Source organism: Photorhabdus sp. RW14-46, from assembly GCF_963887965.1.
Taxonomy (GTDB): domain Bacteria; phylum Pseudomonadota; class Gammaproteobacteria; order Enterobacterales; family Enterobacteriaceae; genus Photorhabdus; species Photorhabdus laumondii.
Window position 1 is genome coordinate 119564 of sequence record NZ_CAWPHH010000008.1, and the last position, 21936, is coordinate 141499.

Annotated in this window: 18 protein-coding genes and 3 pseudogenes; 4 read left to right on the forward strand and 17 right to left on the reverse strand. The window is 40.7% G+C overall.

What is annotated here, in order from left to right:
* Window positions 1-18: 18 nt before the first annotated feature.
* The 10 genes and pseudogenes from AACQ38_RS09470 to AACQ38_RS09515 form a co-directional block, all read right to left on the reverse strand.
* Window positions 19-525, reverse strand: a complete 507-nt coding sequence (locus tag AACQ38_RS09470) for a contact-dependent growth inhibition system immunity protein (protein WP_165577971.1) — start codon at window positions 523-525, stop codon at window positions 19-21.
* 163 nt (window positions 526-688) lie between these two features.
* Complete coding sequence (locus tag AACQ38_RS09475) at window positions 689-1195, reverse strand: contact-dependent growth inhibition system immunity protein (RefSeq protein ID WP_165577972.1); 507 nt, start codon at window positions 1193-1195, stop codon at window positions 689-691.
* Window positions 1195-1560, reverse strand: a pseudogene (locus AACQ38_RS09480) (endonuclease toxin domain-containing protein); the annotation flags it as partial. The gene AACQ38_RS09475 and the pseudogene AACQ38_RS09480, both read right to left, overlap by 1 nt.
* Before the next feature lie 205 nt (window positions 1561-1765).
* On the reverse strand, window positions 1766-2296 hold the full coding sequence (locus AACQ38_RS09485; protein ID WP_165577974.1) for a hypothetical protein: 531 nt from the start codon (window positions 2294-2296) through the stop codon (window positions 1766-1768).
* A 165-nt stretch (window positions 2297-2461) separates the two neighbouring features.
* Window positions 2462-2788, reverse strand: a pseudogene (locus AACQ38_RS09490) (zinc ABC transporter substrate-binding protein).
* 63 nt (window positions 2789-2851) lie between these two features.
* On the reverse strand, window positions 2852-3358 hold the full coding sequence (locus AACQ38_RS09495) for a contact-dependent growth inhibition system immunity protein (protein WP_165577975.1): 507 nt from the start codon (window positions 3356-3358) through the stop codon (window positions 2852-2854).
* 162 nt (window positions 3359-3520) lie between these two features.
* Window positions 3521-4027, reverse strand: a complete 507-nt coding sequence (locus AACQ38_RS09500) for a contact-dependent growth inhibition system immunity protein (RefSeq protein ID WP_165577976.1) — start codon at window positions 4025-4027, stop codon at window positions 3521-3523.
* Between the two features lie 157 nt (window positions 4028-4184).
* Window positions 4185-4541, reverse strand: a complete 357-nt coding sequence (locus AACQ38_RS09505; RefSeq protein WP_065389817.1) for a hypothetical protein — start codon at window positions 4539-4541, stop codon at window positions 4185-4187.
* Window positions 4542-5095: 554 nt separating this feature from the next.
* A pseudogene (locus AACQ38_RS09510) lies at window positions 5096-6571 on the reverse strand (DUF637 domain-containing protein); the annotation flags it as partial.
* Between the two features lie 241 nt (window positions 6572-6812).
* Entirely contained in the window at window positions 6813-7163 is a 351-nt protein-coding gene (locus AACQ38_RS09515) for a nuclear transport factor 2 family protein (protein WP_165577977.1), read from the reverse strand.
* 523 nt (window positions 7164-7686) lie between these two features.
* Between AACQ38_RS09515 and tyrP the strand changes: the two genes are divergently transcribed.
* On the forward strand, window positions 7687-8892 hold the full coding sequence (gene tyrP, locus AACQ38_RS09520; protein WP_011147283.1) for a tyrosine transporter TyrP: 1206 nt from the start codon (window positions 7687-7689) through the stop codon (window positions 8890-8892).
* A 46-nt stretch (window positions 8893-8938) separates the two neighbouring features.
* Here the strand turns inward: tyrP and AACQ38_RS09525 are convergent, their stop codons facing one another.
* Window positions 8939-9481, reverse strand: coding sequence for a YfaZ family outer membrane protein (locus AACQ38_RS09525; RefSeq protein ID WP_011147284.1), 543 nt, complete (start codon window positions 9479-9481; stop codon window positions 8939-8941).
* Window positions 9482-9766: 285 nt separating this feature from the next.
* Between AACQ38_RS09525 and AACQ38_RS09530 the strand changes: the two genes are divergently transcribed.
* Window positions 9767-11209 (forward strand): catalase, encoded by a 1443-nt coding sequence (locus AACQ38_RS09530; RefSeq protein WP_165577978.1) that lies wholly within the window; start codon window positions 9767-9769, stop codon window positions 11207-11209.
* Window positions 11210-11292: 83 nt separating this feature from the next.
* On the opposite strand, the gene menE is transcribed toward AACQ38_RS09530, so the two are convergent.
* The 6 genes from menE to menF all read right to left on the reverse strand — a co-directional run bounded on the left by menE (window position 11293) and on the right by menF (window position 18402).
* Complete coding sequence (gene menE / locus AACQ38_RS09535) at window positions 11293-12693, reverse strand: o-succinylbenzoate--CoA ligase (protein WP_165577979.1); 1401 nt, start codon at window positions 12691-12693, stop codon at window positions 11293-11295.
* Window positions 12681-13652 (reverse strand): o-succinylbenzoate synthase, encoded by a 972-nt coding sequence (gene menC, locus AACQ38_RS09540; RefSeq protein WP_165577980.1) that lies wholly within the window; start codon window positions 13650-13652, stop codon window positions 12681-12683. The genes menE and menC overlap by 13 nt, the downstream gene beginning before the upstream one ends.
* Window positions 13652-14509, reverse strand: a complete 858-nt coding sequence (menB, locus tag AACQ38_RS09545) for a 1,4-dihydroxy-2-naphthoyl-CoA synthase (RefSeq protein ID WP_113026103.1) — start codon at window positions 14507-14509, stop codon at window positions 13652-13654. Before menB ends, menC begins: the two co-directional genes overlap by 1 nt.
* Window positions 14451-15287, reverse strand: a complete 837-nt coding sequence (menH, locus tag AACQ38_RS09550) for a 2-succinyl-6-hydroxy-2,4-cyclohexadiene-1-carboxylate synthase (RefSeq protein ID WP_165578007.1) — start codon at window positions 15285-15287, stop codon at window positions 14451-14453. Before menH ends, menB begins: the two co-directional genes overlap by 59 nt.
* Complete coding sequence (menD, locus tag AACQ38_RS09555) at window positions 15284-16978, reverse strand: 2-succinyl-5-enolpyruvyl-6-hydroxy-3-cyclohexene-1-carboxylic-acid synthase (protein ID WP_165577981.1); 1695 nt, start codon at window positions 16976-16978, stop codon at window positions 15284-15286. The genes menH and menD overlap by 4 nt, the downstream gene beginning before the upstream one ends.
* A gap of 104 nt (window positions 16979-17082) precedes the next feature.
* Window positions 17083-18402, reverse strand: coding sequence for an isochorismate synthase MenF (gene menF, locus AACQ38_RS09560; protein ID WP_165578008.1), 1320 nt, complete (start codon window positions 18400-18402; stop codon window positions 17083-17085).
* A 1052-nt stretch (window positions 18403-19454) separates the two neighbouring features.
* On the opposite strand from menF, the gene AACQ38_RS09565 reads away from it, so the two are divergent.
* Window positions 19455-20681, forward strand: coding sequence for an alpha-xenorhabdolysin family binary toxin subunit A (locus tag AACQ38_RS09565; protein WP_165577982.1), 1227 nt, complete (start codon window positions 19455-19457; stop codon window positions 20679-20681).
* A 46-nt stretch (window positions 20682-20727) separates the two neighbouring features.
* A complete protein-coding gene (locus AACQ38_RS09570; RefSeq protein ID WP_011147293.1) occupies window positions 20728-21789 on the forward strand; it encodes an alpha-xenorhabdolysin family binary toxin subunit B in 1062 nt (353 codons plus the stop codon).
* Window positions 21790-21936: the final 147 nt, after the last annotated feature.

Genomic DNA, 21936 nt, shown 5'->3' on the forward strand with positions numbered 1-21936 from the left:
CAAACTGTTACCTTATCGTCAAACATAACTTCTGCAACGTGAAAAAGCCAGCCGTAGTGCCGCACCAACTTCCTCAGGGGAACTGTCTGCCGGAATCACGACATAATCAGCTTCAGAAATACCATCTCCAGACCAACCTTCCAATTTTTCATGGCTAGATGGTTGTATCGTTATCTCACCATCAAGCATGCAAATACTACAACTCAACATTTTCTTAAATAATCGGCGTTTTGAACGATAGCCATAAGATTTCATCATCTCCGTTATCCAATTTTTATACTGCTCATCACTTGCATCATGATCAAAATAATCCTCACATTCATCAAATGGGATTACTCTGCTTTTTGATAAGGCATCAAGTACAGCCTTTCCTAATTCTTGATCAGATACAATTGGCTGTAGTAAATGTTTGCTACCTAAGGGATCCGCTCTCAATAAACCATTGCCTGAATAAGTTTTAACAGAATAAAAATCCCCGTTGAACATAGCGCTTGCATTTAACCCTTGTTTAAAATCTGCATTCATTATTTCACCACCGTAATTTTAGCAGTAAGGCTTATTTAATAACTATTTGAATCTTTTCGAGATAATTAGTGGACACATAATAACTACTACGTGTCCACCTTAATTAACTCTCTAAATCAAAAATCATGAATAATCAATGCAAAAACAAACTGTTACCTTATCGTCAAACATAACTTCTGCAACGTGAAAAAGCCAGCCGTAGTGCCGCACCAACTTCCTCAGGGGAACTGTCTGCCGGAATCACGACATAATCAGCTTCAGAAATACCATCTCCAGACCAACCTTCCAATTTTTCATGGCTAGATGGTTGTATCGTTATCTCACCATCAAGCATGCAAATACTACAACTCAACATTTTCTTAAATAATCGGCGTTTTGAACGATAGCCATAAGATTTCATCATCTCCGTTATCCAATTTTTATACTGCTCATCACTTGCATCATGATCAAAATAATCCTCACATTCATCAAGTGGGATTACTCTGCTTTTTGATAAAGCATCAAGTGCAGCCTTTCCTAATTCTTGATCAGATACAATTGGCTGTAGTAAATGTTTGCTACCTAAGGGATCCGCTCTCAATAAACCATTGCCTGAATAAGTTTTAACAGAATAAAAATCCCCGTTGAACATAGCGCTTGCATTTAACCCTTGTTTAAAATTCATATTCATTATTTCACCACCACAATTTTGACATTAACATTTTTTTCTACGCCATAAGCTATCGCGCGATTAATTTGCTCCCATTGGTCTACTGTTGTAGCTTTTGGTACAGCAACCTGAACTTCACGCTGTGAAATCATCGAAGATGTGATTTCAAACTCTCCTTTTTTGTGTTTATTAAAACCCGCCACTGAATCAATATTCCCTTTCATTGACGTATATATCTGCTTGGGATCCTTTATCCGGGCTGGTGTGCGTGTATCTATAGTTTTAACACTAACGGCTGTACGTGTTCCGATATCATAAAAATCAAAAGTCTTGAAATTCTTTGGCAACCGAGAACCTTTAGGCATCTGGGTAGCAACAAAGTCCTCAAAAGGATACCCATACTATTTCAATCGCAAGACTCCATTGGATAGATCCAGTAAGCAGTAAAAAATTTCCTAATACAACACAAAGACTATCTAAGGTAATAAAAATATATATATTTGGTAACATCGGTATGGAAACCGATGTTACCCATTTTTACTACATAGCAATATCGCATATCAATCCAAGATAAAATTAGCTTGATATACACTAACTAATAGAATTAAAGAAATTATTGATATCTTCTTTTGATAATCCTCTTATTAGAACACTTACAATATTTTCATCATCGTCCAATCCCAACCACAAAGAGTTGCTACATTTAATCCAACTGGATAACATACATTTCTCTTTTATGACCAACATTATAGATTCTTGATAAATCAATGCTTTAATCACACAATTGAATTCATCGATAAAACGATGATTAAAATCATTATTTTCAGTAAATCTCCATATATTCACATCAACTATAGGAAAACCACATTTACTTTCATATGATTCAATAAGATAATCATCTACATATTGAATAAACTCTGGATTAATTATAACCAAAGTAATCGCTGCAATTCTGCCATTACTAGGCAAAATAGCAAACTCTAATAAACTCTTCTTATCATCACCAACTCTCCAATATAAAGGAGTTTCGTTTATATTATCAACTAATTGGATATCAATAGGTGTGTAACCATCAATATTAATGATTACTTCCTGAATATTTTCTAATTTTACTATTTTCATCATCATTTACCCAATTAATATTTCAATACCGGAAAAATAAACCTCTTCCTTATCCTGGAACATAAATCTCCATTTTATCTATGTGAAGTAGAGAACCACAGTTATTTTATATTTATCAGTGACGAATATAAATATAATTTATATCAATCATAATGGTAACTCCACTCATGGCCCCAACCAGATTAATTTCTCTTTTAAATTATCAGGGATCATAGCAAATAAATCCTTAATACAATATAAATGCTGATTATAATTTGGTTAAATAATTTCATTACAATTCTCATAATAATATTTGGCCTGATGATTTAAGAAATAAATATCATGCTCTTGAAAATTTTCATCAAGAATAGAATGGTACAAGTTATGAATTAATTCTGCTTCAAAATAACATGAAATATCCCTTCCTTTCACTTTTTTACTATGAGTTTGTATGTTTCTTATATAAGGTAATGCTAATGCTAGCATCTTTATATATATGTCATTTTTGTTCATCTTATACCTTATTAATATCAAAGATATTGATCAATTAGTGTAAAAACAACCGCTTATTTATCGTCAAACATAACTCCTACAACGCGAAAAAGCCAGCCGTAATGCTGCGCCAACTTCCTCAGGAGAACTGTTTGCCGGAATAATGACATAATCAGATTCGACAATACCCTGCCCTGTCCAAAGCTCAAGTTTTTTGTGACCGTAGGGCATAATAGTTATCACACCATCTAACAAGCGAATATTGCAACTGTTCATCTTCTTGAATAACTGACGTTTTGAGCGATAACCATAAGATCCCATCATCTCTGTGATCCAGTTTTTATACTGTTTGTCATTTGCATCATGATCAAAATAATCCCCATACTCATCAAGTGGGATTATCCTACTTTTTGATAAAGCATCAAGCACAGCCTTTCCCAACTCTTGATCAGATGCAACTGGCTGTAATAGGTATTCGCTTCCTAAGGGATCTACCCCTAATAAACCGTTGCCTGAATAGGTTTGTATTGAATAAAAATCACCATTAAACTTAACACCTGCATTCAATCCTTGATCAAAATCTATGTTCATTACTTCACCACCGTAATTTTAGCAGTAAGGCTTATTTAATAACTATTTGAATCTTTTCGAAATAATTAGCGGACACATAATAACTACTACGTGTCCACCTTAATTAACTCTATAAATCAAAGATATTGATCAATTAGTGTAAAAACAATCGCTTATTTATCGTCAAACATAACTTCTACAACGCGAAAAAGCCAGCCGTAATGCTGCGCCAACTTCCTCAGGAGAACTGTTTGCCGGAATAATGACATAATCAGCTTCAGAAATACCATCTTCAGACCAACCCTCCAATTTTTCATGGCGGGATGGTCGGATCGTTATTTGACCATCAAGCATACAGATACCACAGCTTAACATTTTCTTAAATAACTGCCGTTTTGAACGGTAATTATAAGATCCCATCATCTCGGTGATCCAATTTTTATACTGTTCAGCATTTACATCATGATCAAAATAATCCCCGTACTTATCCAGAGGGATTACTCTGCTTTTTGATAAAGCATCAAGCACAGCCTTTCCCAACTCTTGATCAGATACAATTGGCTGTAATAAATAGTTACTTCCTGAGGGATCTGCTCCCAATAAACCATTGCCTGAATAGGTTTGTACTGAATAGAAATCACCATTAAATTTAACTCTTGCATGTAACCCTTGTTTAAAATCTGTGTTCATTACTTCACCACTGTAATTTTAACGTTTACATTCTTGTCCGCACCATAAGCAATTGTACAGTTAGTTCGAGGTTCTTAATTTTTAAGCTCCAATAGTATATGCATATAAATATAAGTAACCACCAATATTGGCAGTTACTTTTACTCGATTTATTAATTTACTCACTCTTAATCTCATTACTTATGATATCAAGTGCTACAGCTAATTGTAGTTTATTTTTCTTATACCTAAGCGTTTTTTCATATTGTGCCAAAGATATCTCTCCTAAAATTAATTTCTCTGAATTAATTCTGGATATTTCTACTGTCACAATTAGCTCTTTATCCAATAGAACAGTATACAAATCTTCACCTTGTTCTGGTACCCATTCTAATACAAATGCACTTTTAGTCTCTGGTCTCACTTCATACAAAAGTGAAAGTAACTCAGGGTTATCACCAGCAAACAACGATTTTCTTGATTGAAGCAACTGTTGACGATACTCTTTTTCTATTAACGAATCTATCAATTTCATTTTATTCTCCCCGGAGTCGTTGTAATTAGGTTACCATGTTTATCAGTTAAGATAGTTATAATATTAGTAGATTTGTTATTACTAAACTTGTCAATTCCTATCATTTTTTCTGTAATCACTACGCGTTCATAACGAATACCATCATTACTTTGAATAGTTCGTGTGATAGGAGATTGAACAACCTTCTTATCAGATAAGATCCTTTTCAATTCATCTTGACTAATACTAAATTGGCTTGCATTATCTTTTCCAGAAAAATGTCGATGAATCACATGTTCCCAACCTGCTTTTTTATTACCGCCCATAAGATTTATCCTTGATTGAACGATGCCATATGTTTCTTTTGCTGATGACTTGATATAATCATTAGCTTTATTAATAATTTTTCTACTTTCAGCAGGATCTTTGGCTTTCACTGCTTTTTTTATCGCTACCGTCAAATTCGTTGCTAATTTTCCACTAGGAATAACACTGAGAGTAGCAAGAAGATAATCTTCCAATTTCTCTGCATCATAAAATCCTTTCGTTGCGCCAATGACAGGGATGTAATCCATAACTGCTAACGCAGCTTGTTGACGAGCTTCCACACGAATTAAAGCCTCTTTATCACCTTCCATTGCAGCCAACATATCTTTTTGGTTTTCTAACGCTAACTGAGTAAGCTGATGATCAATATAGTTATAACGAAAAACTATCTCAGATGCATTTGCACCACTGTAAGCACCATCCGGCGTTCCTGTTACTATTGCTCCCGCTACTGAACCAAAAACTTTTGCTAGCTGGGCATTAGATTCATTATCAGACATAGCCTTTATTAGCTTATTTAACTGACGTTCTGATTCATCACGAAATTTAGGCTCAAACAAGCTATTATCCATAATAGAACCAGCCAATTCCGCAGCCAAAGCCCCTGCCATTGCGCCTTTAACATTTCCTCTGCCAATTTCAGCGCTTATCCCTGCGACAACTGCATGGCTTAACGTTTTACCCGGCACTCCAAGCACTTCGCCGTTGTCACCAATTAATCTGGCACCTTCCGCATTAATCTGGCTGCCAATATTAGCCAACAGAGCCGTAGTCAAATTATCTTTAAAGCTCCCGCCGTTAATGGTGGTATTCAGGCTGGAACTAATAATGGATTGACCAGCGACCCGTTGGACGACTTTATTCCAATCACCATTGCTGATTTGGGGTAATTTCGCTTTTGTGGGATCTAATTTGGTACCATCAGCCGCTTTATCCCATCCCATGTAGGAATCAAATCCGGCCAATGCGCCACCAATCGCCATTGAGGTAATTGTTGATTTAACCGCATCACTGCTACCTAATACTTTTAGCGCTTTGGATATGTCCCCCTGATTATCCACAATAGCAACCGCCGCCTGTGCCGCCAGTGATGACATACCCGCAGTTAACGCCCCACCCGCAACGCTATTACCCGCATAAGATGCGACAGATGCCGCTAAAGAACTGCCTGCGGTTGCCGCCGCCGCTGCAATCGCAATTACCGCAGAAACCACTGGATTCAAATGCTGGCTCTTGTGATCCCAACTGTCATAAGCGTCTTTGACCACATTCCACTGGATATCTTTATTTTCTCGAAGCCCTTTCAACCAAGCTGTTTCTGGCGTATTTCCCAATACGGCTAATACATTTTGCAATGACTGACCATTTTTAGCTTTAATATCAGCACTAACACCGTTGGCTGCTTCCACTGTCAGTTTTCCACCAGTGAAAATCTGCGGTAATACCCATTGGGTTTCGGTATAACCTTTATCCCTTTGCTTAATATAAAAGCCTTTGGAATAGGTAATAGTCTGTTCAAAAGCGGTATTTTTTACTGCTTTAAAATTAACTTTACCGTGAGTGCTGGTCAGTTTGGCGTTTTTATTAGTCGCAATTTTACTGGCTTCGTAAGTGCTATCATCCCGGCTTAACAGGTTAATATCACCACCCGCAGTAAATTCAGTGACTTTATTAGTGACATCATGACGGGTACGTTTAATGGTTTTCTTTTTTCTATACCACTCAGGGCGAGAGCACAAACGTTTTTTGAACTTAAATTGCACATAATACAATCTAGATATAAATAAAAAACACTCAATTCAACGCTGTTCAAGTATTAGATAGTGCTTTATTTAAGTGACTTGTTCAAAATATAGCCTTTCATGCTCTCGCCCTGCATAAAGAATTAAGTCTTTTTTGCTTATGGTCGCTTGCTAGGTTATGTTGAATCCTTGAGCGACAGCACTGACTTTGGCATACCCTAGCCTATAAGCCACACGATGTACCTTGATGAAAAATCAGCTGCCAATTATGTTCATCAGAAAATACCCAAGTTGATGACCTCAGTGCAACATGACTACCGTCCTGGTTGTGAGTTCTGTAAAGTAAAATAACGCACATTTCTCCCACTATTGTCAGCCGGAAGTCGGAGCTTACAATGCAATTAGTGCTATTTTCAGCTATCAGGGCGTCAATCGTTTCACTACGACCGACTAAGTGACCTGAGCGAGTTATTTCGAGAAAATCAGGATGAAGGATTTCCTCAAGCCATGTTCTGTCATGCCGCCGGACGTCGTGAAGACTGCATTCCAAAGATGTTATTGTTTCAAGCAGCATATATATCCTCCTGCACAGATATAGAAACTCTGATTTGCACCAAAAGGTGACATTTTAAACTTGAAATAACGAGGCATTCGATACTCTACGCACCAGTTCATTAATATCTGGCAAAGTTAAGCAACGGGCTGTATTAGCTTTTCCCGCACTGATTGGGAAAGACTTTCAATGCCTTCAAATTGAATATGGCGACGATATGACAAACAAATATGTTTTCCATTGATAATTTTTATTTCACCATACGTTAATTGTTAAGATAATGAATAACGTCTTATTTTAATTAGCAATCTAGATGAAAATAAAAAACTTTCTTATTTAAGTGTGAATAAAGTCTGGTTTTTTAAATACTTAATAGAATAAGTAACTTTTTATATTTAATGAAATACATCATTTACGATCATGCAAAAACACAATTGTAATTATTTATTTACACTAAGTGTAACTGTAGTTTGACATGAATAAGTTAATCCTTTAGCCTGCCTTTTCATAACGATTTCAATCAGTTCAAAAACTAGGGGAAAGCGTGAAGAATCGTACTCTTGGCAGTATTTTTATCGTAGCGGGCACGACAATTGGCGCAGGAATGCTGGCGATGCCGCTGGCAGCAGCCGGTGTCGGTTTTGGAACAACCTTCGTGATGTTAATCACTCTTTGGGTTTTGATGAGCTATACCGCTTTATTGTTGGTGGAAGTTTATCAATACAGCCCGGCCGATACGGGCCTGGGAACGCTGGCAAAACGTTATCTTGGGCGAGGAGGCCAATGGCTCACCGGTTTCAGTATGCTTTTCCTCATGTATGCTCTGACAACCGCTTATATCAGTGGTGCAGGTGAGTTGCTGTCAGGCAGCCTCTCTTCATGGCTGGATAAACCTATTCCTGTTTCATACGGTGTGCTGATTTTCACTCTTGTCGCGGGTTGTGTTGTCACTATCAGTACTCAATCTGTCGATATGATTAACCGCCTGCTATTTACGGCAAAAATCATCTTTCTGGTTATTATGCTGACCGTCATGATGCCCCACATCAAAAGCACTAACTTGATGTCAATGCCTTTGGAACAAGGTTTGGTATTATCAGCTATTCCCGTGGTATTCACCTCTTTTGGTTTTCACGGCAGTGTGCCAAGTATCGTCAATTATATGGGAGGTGATACCCGTAAGTTACGCAAAATATTTGTTATCGGCAGTGCTATCCCACTGACTGCCTATATCTTATGGCAATTAGCCACTCTGGGTGCCATCTCTTCCCATACTTTTGTCGGCATCTTAGCGGAGCAATCAGGGCTGAATGGACTGTTAAAAGCGGTGAGAGAAGTTGTCGCGACGCCTCGTGTAGAGCTTGCTGTCCGTCTGTTTGCTGATTTGGCACTGGCAACCTCATTTCTTGGGGTCTCCTTAGGTTTGTTTGACTATATGGCAGATCTGTTCAAACGCCGTAATAATGCGACAGGCCGCCTGCAAACCGGCATCATGACTTTTGTTCCACCACTACTTTGCTCCTTGTACTATCCAAACTTCGTCATGGCGTTAACTTTCGCCGCAGTCGCACTGTCCATTCTCGCCCTGTTACTGCCTTCCATGCTGGCTTGGCGCAGCCGTCAAATTGAACAAAAAGCCTATCGGGTAAAAGGCGGAAAACCCGTTCTAATTCTGGTATTTCTTTGCGGAATTACGGTCATTACCATCCAGATAGGTATTGTCAGTGGTTTACTGCCAGAAGTAGGTTAATTAACTGTCCGCATCAGCAATGGTGCGGACAAAACGCAAAAGTAAATTAGAAATTCAAACCAGCACCGATATAAAATCCATCAGCCAGTTTGTTATCCCTATTTCCCTCTTTCCCTCTCATGTTCATAACCCGATAACCAGCATCCACCGTCAACGGTTTAAATACGGTAAAACGTAAGCCACCCGCAGCCTCAACATAAGAATCAATACCCGAAGTTAATCTGGATGGCGCACCGTAAGCTTCACCGTACAGCGCTAAAGCGGGCATAATAGTCCAACTCAAACCTACACCTGCGGCTAATGCCTCACCATTTTTCCCATCTTTAGGGGATAAATAGAGAGCCTTACCCCCTATGCTGGCCGTCAATGGACCAACAGGCAGGCTAAATGCGGTTCCCAAACTTCCCAACTGCCCGTTATGATCACTGCGTGCCCAGTTGCCATTCAAGGATAATCCGGCACTGTTATCACCAATTGCCGCAGAAGTATGGGTGAAATGGCGACCCGCCTGAACATTCACGGAAATTGCATTCGCTGACTCAGCAATGAACAACAAACTGGTCGCTACCACGGCAAGATAAACCTTCATTATATTTCCTCTTTATTTACTTAATGTTAAACATCTTACGTAAATACAACTAAACCGATAGACAACAAAAAGAAATGAATCATCTATACTTACTAAATATGTGTGAATTTTTCATTTCATTTGCTTAATAATTGATTATGTAAATAGTTTTATTCTAAACAATAAACAAGAAAATAATAAATAAATTATAAAAAAACACAATATTTGCATTTCGCCATTTGACCAGAATGTTTTTCTTAATCAGCGATTCCGCTGTTTTTTTTCATGTAAAACAGGAGAAGTGTGATGAAAAAGAGAGGACTTACAACGAATGCTGGTACCCCTGTCGTTGACAACAATAATGTCATGACTGCGGGTCAACGTGGTCCTATGTTGTTACAAGATGTTTGGTTCTTAGAAAAGCTTGCCCATTTTGATCGTGAAGTGATCCCAGAGCGCCGTATGCATGCCAAAGGTTCTGGAGCTCATGGTGTCTTTGTGGTTACTCACGATATTACTAAGTACACTCGCGCTAAGATTTTTTCTGAAATAGGCAAAAAAACCGAGATGTTTGCCCGTTTCTCAACTGTCGCCGGTGAACGCGGCGCAGCAGATGCTGAACGTGATATTCGTGGTTTTGCGCTCAAGTTCTATACGGAAGAAGGAAACTGGGATTTAGTCGGCAACAATACCCCGATATTCTATCTCCGTGATCCACTGAAGTTCCCGGATCTTAACCATGTTGTTAAACGCGATCCCCACACTAACTTACGTAATCCTGCCTATAAGTGGGATTTTTTCTCTCATCAACCTGAATCACTGCACCAATTAACGATTGATTTCAGTGACCGTGGTGTACCTAAGTCTTTCCGCCATATGCACGGTTTTGGTAGCCATACTTTCAGCTTTATCAACGCAGATAATGAACGTTTCTGGGTGAAATTCCATTTCCGTTGTCAGCAAGGCATTAAAAATCTGATGGACGAAGAGGCAGAAGCGCTGGTGGGTAAAGATCGTGAAAGTTCTCAGCGTGATTTGTTTACCGCAATTGAGCAATGCGATTATCCACGCTGGAAATTAAAAGTCCAAATCATGCCAGAGAAAGAGGCTAATCTGTTATCGTACAACCCGTTCGATTTGACCAAAGTATGGCCTCACGGCGACTACCCGATGATTGATGTCGGTTATTTCGAGCTAAACCGTAACCCTGATAACTATTTCTCAGATGTTGAACAGGCTGCTTTCAACCCTGCTAATGTCGTGCCAGGTATCAGTTTCTCCCCTGATAAGATGTTACAAGGCCGTCTGTTCTCTTATGGTGATGCTCAACGTTACCGTCTTGGCGTTAACCACCATCAAATTCCGGTCAATACACCTCGTTGTCCGTTCCATAATTACCACCGTGATGGGGCAATGCGTGTCGATGGTAACAGCGGAAACACCGTGACTTATGAACCAAACAATGCAGGATTGTTCCAGGAACAACCTGAATTCAAACACCCATCATTGTCTTTAGAAGGAGATGCCGATCACTGGAACCATCGTCAAGATGAAGATTATTTCAGTCAACCTCGTAAACTGTTTATGCTAATAAACAGTAAAGAGCATCAACGTATGTTTGACCGTATTGCCAGTGAACTGTCACAAGCACATGAAGATACTCAACGCCGTCAGGTTGAGCTATTTAGAAAAGTTCATCCAGAATATGGCGCTGGTGTTGAAAATGCGCTGAAAAAAATCAAAGGGTAATGACTAACAACACTGTCTTTTAACCATCTCTGCCCATTATTACACGATAAATAATGGGCAGTACGAAAAAAAATCAAAATAACTCAATATAAACTTGGCAAATCCAACACCCATTTTTTGATTTGCTGACGGGAAATTTTAATGCCGCTATTTTTAAACTTTTGAGGTAACAAATAGTAAGCGACCGGGCGCTGAAAAGCAGCCAGTTTATCAATCAACCATTCCGGTAATAAGTCGATAACTTCAGTGGAGTGACTATCTATGACCGCGACAGGACGATAACCAAATTCAGGGTCGGGTACGGGAACAATAAAGTTTTGTGCAACCTGCGGGTAGGTGTTAATCACCCGTTCAATCTCTTCCGGCTGAATCCCTTCTCCACCGCTGAAAAATTGATTATCCATCCGGCCAAGTATCCGCAACTCATCATTTTGTATCACGCCTCGATCACGGGTATGAAACCAGCCATCACGATCAGCTAACGGTTGTAATTTACCATCCAGCCAATATCCATTGGCAAGGCTGCCAGAACGAATCTGAATTTCCTCATTTATCAGCCGAATTTCTTTGCCCGGTAAAGGGTTACCGACACCGGGAAGATCGTCTGCCCGTTTAATGCATACTGTTGAAGCCAATTCGGTCAAACCATAGCTACACCAACAGCAAATACCTTGCTGCTCCGCCCTTTGAGTCAATTCAATGGGGATCATTGCTCCACCCAACAGCACTTGTTTCAAATTCAGGGACTGATTTTGTGACTGTTCCAGTAACCGCCAAAGCTGAGTCGGAACCAATGACGCATGGGTGCAATCGGCTAAAGCGTGATCTAACAGATGGGTATTTCTGAGCACTAAAGAAGCCCCTTTGATTAGCCAGCGCCAAATGATCCCTTGACCCGATACATGAAACAACGGCAATGAGAGCAACCAGCTATCTCGTTGCTGAAATTCAATTACTGAAAGTAGATCTTGCGCGCTGGCAAGATGAGCATGAATTGAGTGAACAGCCGCTTTAGGCAATCCAGAAGAGCCGGAGGTCAGTATCATACTGGCTGGGCGCATAGCATCCCATTCCACCGAATTATCAGCAGAATTTAGTGGTTCACTTTGCCAATTAAGCGATTTGGCATCTATGACAGACAAATTATCACTACAGAAATCAGCCACAAAATCGATATTCAAATGTGGCAGTAATTCAGCCAAGAGCATTTCAGGCAATTGAGGATTTAGTGGCAATACTCGCGCACCACACTGTAAAGCCGCAAGATAACAAAACAACATCTCTTCGCTGTTCTTTCCTCGCAACATTACGCCACTACCTTCAACTACCCCCTGTTGGCGAAAATTGGCCGCTATGGTATCCAAAGAGATAACTAATTGATGCCAAGTTAGGGACCGATCACGCAACTTGACAGCAATATTTTCAGGGCTAAACGCTGCCCAGTAGCGCCACGGCCACAGGGAAAATGGATTTAACTGCGCCATGCGATTGCTAACTCGTCCAATCTTGTTACTGGCATCGTGCTACCCGGCCAACGGCGCACCAACTGAGACTGAATCAATTCCAGCGTATCCAGTCCAGGAATAGTCGCTGGCGTCAGCCAATGAGCAATACGGGCAAGCTGAGTCAAACCGAAGCTGGTTTCAATACTGGAGCTGATCACCGCCTCCAATCCCACATTGTGCGCGGCTGAAATCAACTGACAACAACGGGCAAGGCTTCCTATCAGAGTGGGTTTGATCACAATAGCCGTCACCCCTGCTTGTGCCTCTACGTTAAAACCTTCATCACGAACGCTTTCATCCCATGCAATGGCGATCCCGGTATCACGGGCAAAAGCGAGCGATTGTTCCCGGGTTTGACAAGGCTCTTCCAAAAAGGCAATTCGGTTGCGGTAATCAGGATTGACATACTTAGCGAAACTGTCCGCTTTAGCGCGGCTCCAACTACGGTTAGCATCCAGCCGCAAAGATAGATCCGGTACCGCTTCCAGCAGAACATTAACGACCATGCCGTCACGTACCGCTTCGTACAGCCCGATTTTCACTTTGGCAACTTTTTGTCCACTCATGTTATTGAGACGAACAATCAGTTCATCAGGATCACCATTGCACAGGGGCGCTTTCCGGTAATCAGCCTCTTCCGGTAAGTTACCCTGTAATTCAGCTAATGCACAGCTAATCCCAAATGCAACAGAAGGTAATTCACTTTCATCAGGTTCAGCGCCAAGATGCCACTGTCTAAGCCATGCCACCGCGGCTTCACCTGCCTGTTCAACTGTTTCTTTGCTGAATTCCGGCAATGGTGCAATTTCACCCCATCCCTGTTGACCATTTTCCTGTAAGTGAACCAAAAAACCATCACGAGTTTTAAGCCGCTGATATCGCAGGATAACACCGGCCTCCATTGGCAATCTGAACCGGTATAAAGTTGCAGTACGCATTATGGGTTACGTTTAAATTTACTGAAATCAGGATGCCGTTTCTCAACAAATGCATTACGTCCCTCCTGACCTTCTTCTGTCATATAGAAAAGCATGGTGGCGTTACCTGCCAGCTCTTGCAAGCCAGATTGACCATCACAATCCGCATTTAGAGCTGCTTTTAAGCAACGCAAGGCCATTGGGCTATTTTTCAGCATCTCACGACACCAGCGAACGGTCTCTTTTTCCAGATCCGCATAAGGCACAACTGTATTAACCAGCCCCATTTCCAACGCTTGTTTAGCATCATATTGACGACACAAAAACCAGATTTCACGGGCCTTTTTCTGACCAACAATCCGCGCCATGTAAGATGCCCCCCAACCACCGTCAAAAGAGCCCACTTTAGGCCCGGTCTGACCGAAAATAGCATTATCAGCCGCAATGGTCAGATCACATACCAAATGCAGTACATGACCACCACCAATCGCATATCCAGCAACCATAGCAACAACGGGTTTTGGACAAGTGCGAATTTGGCGCTGGAAATCCAAGACATTCAGATGATGCATGCCGTTGTCATCCTTATAACCACCATGATCACCACGGACTTTTTGATCACCACCAGCACAAAAAGCTTTTTCACCCATACCCGTCAGGATAATCACACCGATATTGTCATCATAACGGGCATTATCCAACGCCTGCATCATCTCTTTAACCGTCAATGGACGGAATGCGTTACGTACTTGCGGGCGATTGATGGTGATTTTAGCCATACCATCGGTGGATTTGTGATAAAAAATATCTTCAAACCCTTCAGAGCAGTCCTGCCATACAATTGGGGAATAAAGTTCTTCTTCGCTCGGGTAAATCATATTCGTATTCCTTATTAAAGAGTGATAAAAAATGGTTTACTACCGCGGCAAACGCCACTGCGTTCGCCCGGTGAGCATTATGCCCAACACGTGGAATGGTTTGCAGCGGCAAAGCGCAACGTTTTGCCAAATGTTGGAATTTCTTATCATTTTCGCCACACAGATAAACAAAAGGTAACGTCAATTGTTGCAATACCGGCACTAACCAAGGTTGATGTCCAAGTGAGGTATTTTCCAGCATATTAGCCACACCATCGCCATTATTATGACGGCGTACTTTGATCAGTTGCTGACGCTGTTCAGGTAATAGATCAGAAAAAACCGGCTGTTGATACCAATCAGATAAAACCTGTTCAATCGGCTGAGAACGAAAACGTCCGGCCCAATTTCTATCGTGTTCAAGACGATTATTCCGCTCCTGTTGGGAAAATAACCCAGGATTTCCTCCTTCAATCAGTAACCCACATAATCCCCGAATATCACCATAACAAGCATGATGCATAGCAATGCGTCCACCCAAGGAGTAGCCAATCAGCCAGTATTGACTAATTCTCTGTTCTGCTAATGTTTCAGATAAAAGACAACTCATTTCCAGAAGATCTTTTACCCGCACGTCAGTGGAATCACCGTGACCGGGCAGATCGATGACCAATGAGGGATGCTGAGCACACAGATTCACTAATGGCAACCATTCATCACCACAGCCCAATAATCCATGCAACCAAACCAGCCAAGGGCGGTCGTTGTAACCGTTGAACTTGCGACAAGCCAGACTCACAACATAGCCACCTGTTTTAACAGTTGTTGCAAACACTCAGCCCCTTCTCTATCCGGCACTTTTAGCTCAATCAGTGTGGTTTCATTTTGTTGCCATGCCTGTTTAATACTTTGTTGCAATTCCATCCAATTTTGTGGGCTGGCATATTTCAAGCCGAACATCGCCGCAGCATGATCAAAATTAACGTATTGAGGCATACAGTAAAAACGCTGCCTTGCTTCTTCCTGTGTGGGTAGTAAAGAGAAAATCTGCCCGCCGTTATTATTTACCACAATTAATACCATTGGAGCGGAAGGATGACGCAACAGAGCCAAGCTATTGAGATCATAAAGCGCCGATAAATCCCCGATCACAGCCAAAGTGGGCTTTGCCGTTGCCCGTTGTACACCTGCCGCAGTGGAAATTAACCCATCAATGCCGCTAGCGCCCCGGTTACTGTAAACTGGATACCCCGCCGGTAATTGTCCCAGTGTATCGATCAAACGAATAATCAGGCTGTTACCGACAAACAACTGCCCACGTTCAGGCAGTAATTCACGCAATCGATAGGCCACCGTTGCTTCACCGAATTTCCCAGCCAATTCAGTTCTGACGCAGTTAACGGCTTTTTCTGACCAAACGATGAGCTCTTCTGCCCACAATGTACACGATTGTGCCCACGGTATGCACGGCTGTGCCGGATGAGCCAGTAACCAGTCAGCAATATGACAGGTCAATTTTTTGCCACGATGATTGGTAGGATCAAGCCGACCGGGCATCGGATCAATAATCCAAAACTCCTGCGGCTGGCATTTCGCTTGCCACTGTAACAAGCGTTTCCCTATCAGGCTGGAGCCAAACTGCACTACCAGTTGCGCTTGCGCTAAAATCTCCTGCACATGAGGATTATCCAACCATAAATCGGCACAAGGCAGTGGCTGCCCAGTTTGTGAAAGCGCATTGCCAATCAGCGGCCAGCCCAATGCCTTTGCCCATTTAGCAACATTAACTCCCTCTTCGGCACTCATTCTACCAGCCAATACAACGCCTTTTTTCTGTTGCCAGCAGTCCCAATCCGGTACTTCTGCCACAACCTTAGCGACTGGCTGGCTCAACCAAGGTGTTTTACTTTTCCACCAATCACCTAACTGCTGCTGCCACTCATCATAAGCAGGCTCTTCATTACCATATAATGGTTCGGCAAATGGGCAATTAATATGCACGGCTCCATGTTGCAAATTCGCCATACTATGATCTATGACAGAAGCCAGCCAGCTTGCCGGTATATCTACGGTCGGTCTTGGCAAAGAAATTGTTTGGCATGGATGAGAAGCAAAAATACCATTTTGACGAATAGCCTGATTTGCACCACAATCCATCAATTCTGGTGGCCGATCAGCCGTAAGGAAAACCACTCGTTCACCGGTTAAACTGGCTTCAATTAATGAAGGATAGAGATTTGCCACCGCGGTTCCAGAAGTAACGATAACAGCAACCGGCTCTCTGCTTGCTTTGGATAATCCCAGTGCCAGATGCCCTAATCCGCGTTCGTCAAAATGAGTATGACAAATCAGTTTGTTATTTGCCGCGGCAGCGATTGTCAAAGGCGTGGAGCGTGAACCGGGCGCAATGCAAACATGACGTAATCCGTGGCGAGTAAGTGCTTCCAATAAAAGTTCCGCCCAGCGGCGGTTAAATGCGCTGTTTGACATAGTTTACTCAAAGAATTTCTATAAAAGCTGACTATTAGCCTAACGGCGCAAATAATTATTTCTTTATCCTAGTTCAATGAATTGCCATTAAATCGGAGATTTAACTATTCACCTTTCAGTAAAGTGCGCAGCCCGGCAGCTTTATTCTCTATCTCTATCCACTCCTGTTGTGGATCAGACCCCATCACAATCCCCGCACCGGCATACAGTGAAAGTAAATTGTTGTTAATTTGTGCGCAACGTAGTGAAACTGCAAACTCACTCTGTTCACAGGAAAGATATCCTGCGGACCCTGCATACCAATCACGACTGAATAACTCGCTATCACGAATAAAATCACGCGCCGCTTCACGAGGTAATCCAGCAACCGCAGCCGTTGGTTGTAAACGATGCAAACAATCACTATCACTGGCACTCTTTAGTTTTCCCTGAATTCGGCGGCGCAAATGCTGAACCTTTCGCAAACGAATCACCTCTGGCGGAGCAACATCGACAGAAACCACAGCACCTTGAAGACGCTGGCAAATATCATCAACAACTAGCAGGTTTTCATGCTGATTTTTTTTATCACCTAGCAACCATTGCCCCAATTTTTCGGCTTGCTGAGCATCATCAGAATTGTCAACCGTCCCCGCCAGCGCCTCTGTATAAAGCTGAGTCTGCTTACGGAGGTAAAGCCGTTCTGGTGAAGACGCCAAAAATGCCTCATGCTGATTAAAAGCTAGCATAAAATGATAACAACAGTGATTTATCTGGCGACTCGCTGCCATAAACTGTGCAGCAGCTAAAGATTCACTCAGTTCGAGTTGTGTCTTACGCGCCATCACCACCTTCTCCATCTTACGATGGGTGATAGTGTCCAAAGCCTGCTCAATCAAATCACACCAGCGGGCGCGTTCCGGCACATTCTCCGCGTTCACTACCACCGCCTGTAATGCAGAGAATTCCTGATGCGGAACTAATTGTTGCAGAAATTTCTGTGCACTCTTCATATCCTGCCGGCCAGCTATATTTAAATACAGCCAGCTTTCGTCACGGTAGCGGCGTAATTCGATGCGGGGCAAAAACAGATAACCCGCTTCCCCTGCATCGGATTGCGTAATACGGGCTGGTTGAATCCGATCCCAGGCATTCAGCCCCCAGATCCGTATCCGTGGAAACTGACGGTTTCTCTGCAAAAAATTTTCGGCTAAAGCAATATCACTGAAAAGATGAATTTGCCCACAAGCGGCGACTTCTTCATGGCCCTCTCTGTGATGCCAATAGAACTGCGGATAATGAGACTGCGCTGCCAGCCATTCCAGCCAGTAAGTGCTGCAACCTGCTGGCAGAGGAAATGAAATCTGTTGGATACCAACTTCGCTAACTTGTTTATTATTCAGTGTCTTGCATACATCAGCGACAACATTAGCAATTTGATTCACCACTTCTGCCTCAAAAGACATGATAGAAAGTAGGATTATACGGGGCATTAATAATAATTAAAGCCCTGATTATTTATGTAGTTATACCCGTTATCCTTCAAGTTGCCTCTTTGTTGGCTGCTTGTTCGATTCCGTTAGCGATATGCTCTTATCTCAATACTGAAACAGGCTAAATCAGAGACCCAGCCATTCCGATAACAAATATTAAGTTCATTAGCATAATCAATTTTCACGATGCAATTTATAAAAAAACGACTCTTTTACTTACTACGGAAAATTTACTAAATAAATACCGTTATTATAAACATCGGAATAAACATTTATTATTCTAAAAAAATCACCCTATAAAAAACAGATGTCACTTCTATAATAACTAAATATAATTATAAAAAAATCCTTCTTATTTGTTAATTTAAACCATCAGATAAACAATTAAGACTTTAATTAAAATATAGATCTAAAAATAACAAAAACTTTATTCAATGACATAAGGAAAATAGGATGCTATTCCATCTATTTTTTAAACATACCATAAATGACAAAACAAAAAACATCTAACTTATTCTTGATAAAAAAAACCATATTACCTATCTTTTAAATTAATAATATAGAAATTATATAATCGTCACATCACAAAAACAACACAACCAATTGTTTTAAAAAGATTTTAACAAAAACAACATTAAAATATTTTATATTTATAATCTTAGCATCAATTAAAGAATGAAATTTAAGACTATATAAAAAAGAAAGGCAAACGATTGTTTTTACATTTAATTACTAAAATAATAAAAATTCATACTATTTAATTTAATATATTAGATATACCAAAATCATAAATAATTTAATTTAAGATTGACAAAAATTCAGACAATTATTTAATAAAACTCATGAATTAAACTATTTTTACAACAATTAACCATGCAAATATATGTATTTTTAATTCAGATTATTCAATAAAAAACACAACGTTAATTTAACAACATGAGTATTATGACGTTCGGTTGTGCCTTGATGTATTTAATAATTTTTCAATAAAGCAAGAACCATTAATGGAGAAATATATGTTATTAGCTCAACTTCCAGCGGAAAAAACACTGAACGAAACAGATATTCCCTCGGCTACCTTGCAATTACTGACTGGTAAACAAGAAGGTGTTGCACGCCCCGGAGGAATATTTACCAAAGAAGACCTAATTAATATCAAACTGTATGTTAAAAAAGGTCTATCACTCCCTTTTAATCTTGAGGAAGTGAAGAGTTACTTGGGTTATCAAAAGATCGATATCGCCGGATTAGAACCAGAAGATATTCACACTTTGTTTGAAGAAATCCGCACTCACTCGTTTAGCTGGAGCGATGTGGAAAACGATATTCTGCAACAGAGCATAGACCTGGAAATTATTGGTAAACAAATCACCGAAACAGGTGAGAATATCATTAGCATCATTAATGAAATGCCAATTATCACACGCATAAAAAGGAGATTAGGAGAAATATCGGAGAAACAACTCGCCCGGATCACCTACACCCATGAAGACAGAGAAGTATCATCTGCTCTAGGGGAAATCCTTGACACCATGAAAAATGATATTGAAAAACAGCGTGAGAAAACTGAAAAGGTCAAAACCGAAGTATCCGATTTCAAGCTAAAGCTGATTGGCGGCAGATTGTCAAACGGCAGCATTGCGCTAGGTTTACAACCACAAGTCGAAAATAAGCGAAAGCTGATGAAAGACAATAAGATGTCGGTCAGCATCGGAGATCTGGACGATAAGATCATGGAGAAAAAAGAGGAAATTGTCCAACTCAAGAAAGACTACGATAAATTCGTAGGCTTGGCTTTCTCCGGTATCGTAGGGGGACTGATCGGCCTCGCTATTACTGGCGGCATTTTTGGTTCCAAGGCAGAAGAAGTACGAAAACGTAAAAACATGCTGATCGAAGAAGTACGCAGCCTGGAAGAGAGCATCAAAGGTAAACGCGCATTACAAAAATCTATTACTAGTTTATCCCTTGATTTTAGCGACATTGATACCCGCTTATTGGATGCAGAAGTGGCTCTGAACCATTTGGATTACATGTGGCAATCCATGCTGACCCAGATTAATGCTTCTAAAGATAAATTCACCCAAATTAACGATGCACTCAACTTGACCTCTTTTATAACTAAATTCCAGCAAGTCATAAACCCTTGGAAAGAGGTGGAAGGTTCCGCTAAACAATTAGTCAGGGTTTTCGATGAAGCATTGAAAGAATACAAACATCGCTATAACTAATCGTTCCCCGTATTACATAGGATTATAGAAAAAAAGGAGTCTTAAAATGACTGAAGTCATTACTTTCCCTCAGAAAACTATCACTTATCCAGAAATTAGTGTAAAAACTTTGAATCAAGCAGTAAAAAACATCTGGAGTTTAACGCACCAGCAAAAATCAGGCATTGAAATCATCCAGGAAAAAACTCTGCGGATAAGCTTATACAGTCGAGATATCGACGAAGCCGCTCGTGCCTCTGTACCTCAACTACAAACTATCCTGAGACAACTCCCGCCTCAAGACTATTTCCAGACCATCATCGAAATTGATACTGCTCTGGAAAATTCAGAATTGGATGACGAGACACGAAATACCCTGTTGGAAGCACGTTTAGAGCAAGTACGCAATCTGAACAAAGATGTTAAAAATGTCATTTCCAGCTTACATGAAGAAAGCAACATAATGACCAGCAAAATTGCCGATGTTCGTAATGTCGTTATTTTAGAACGTCTGGAAGAGCGTCTGAAAGAAGAGCAGGAAAGAAAAGAAGAACTGCAAGCTGATATCACGAAGAAAGGGCAGGATAAGGCCAAATTAATCCCAGATCGCGACAAGCTCATCGAAAGTCAAAACATTATCCGTCAATATAATCTGGCCGATATGTTTAAGGACTATATTCCCAATGCCAGTGAACTGGACAAATTGAATCTGGCTAGCCCTAAAAAAGAACTTATTAAACAGGCGATCAAACAAGGAATTGAAATCACCAAAAAGATTCTGAGCAATATCTCCACAGGACTAAAATATGTTGAGCTAGCTGATGCCAGGATCAAATTAGATCAACAAATCGCTCAATTAACTAAAGATAGCGACGACTTAAAAACCCAATTAAAAGGCGCAGAACAACGGATTGCCAGTATAGAAGATGTGCATAAAATCGACAAAGAACGTACCACTCTATTACTCCAGGCAACTAAACTGGAGCAAGTATGGAGCATCTTCGCCAACCAATTACAGGAGACCATAGATGATCAAGCCCGTCAGCAAAACCTGACTAAACTCATACACGATCAGCTAAACTACCTTGACAATCTGGAATCGCAATACAGCGGGATTCTGCTGAAATAAATACGGCTGGCTCCCAACTCTTCATCAGGCAATACAAGATATTTAGTACCATTAGCGAATAAAACAGGTATGAAGTACAGTTCAGGGAAAAGAGATCGTTATCAATAACTTGCAATAACCCGGTAAGGATAATCTTACCGGGTTTTT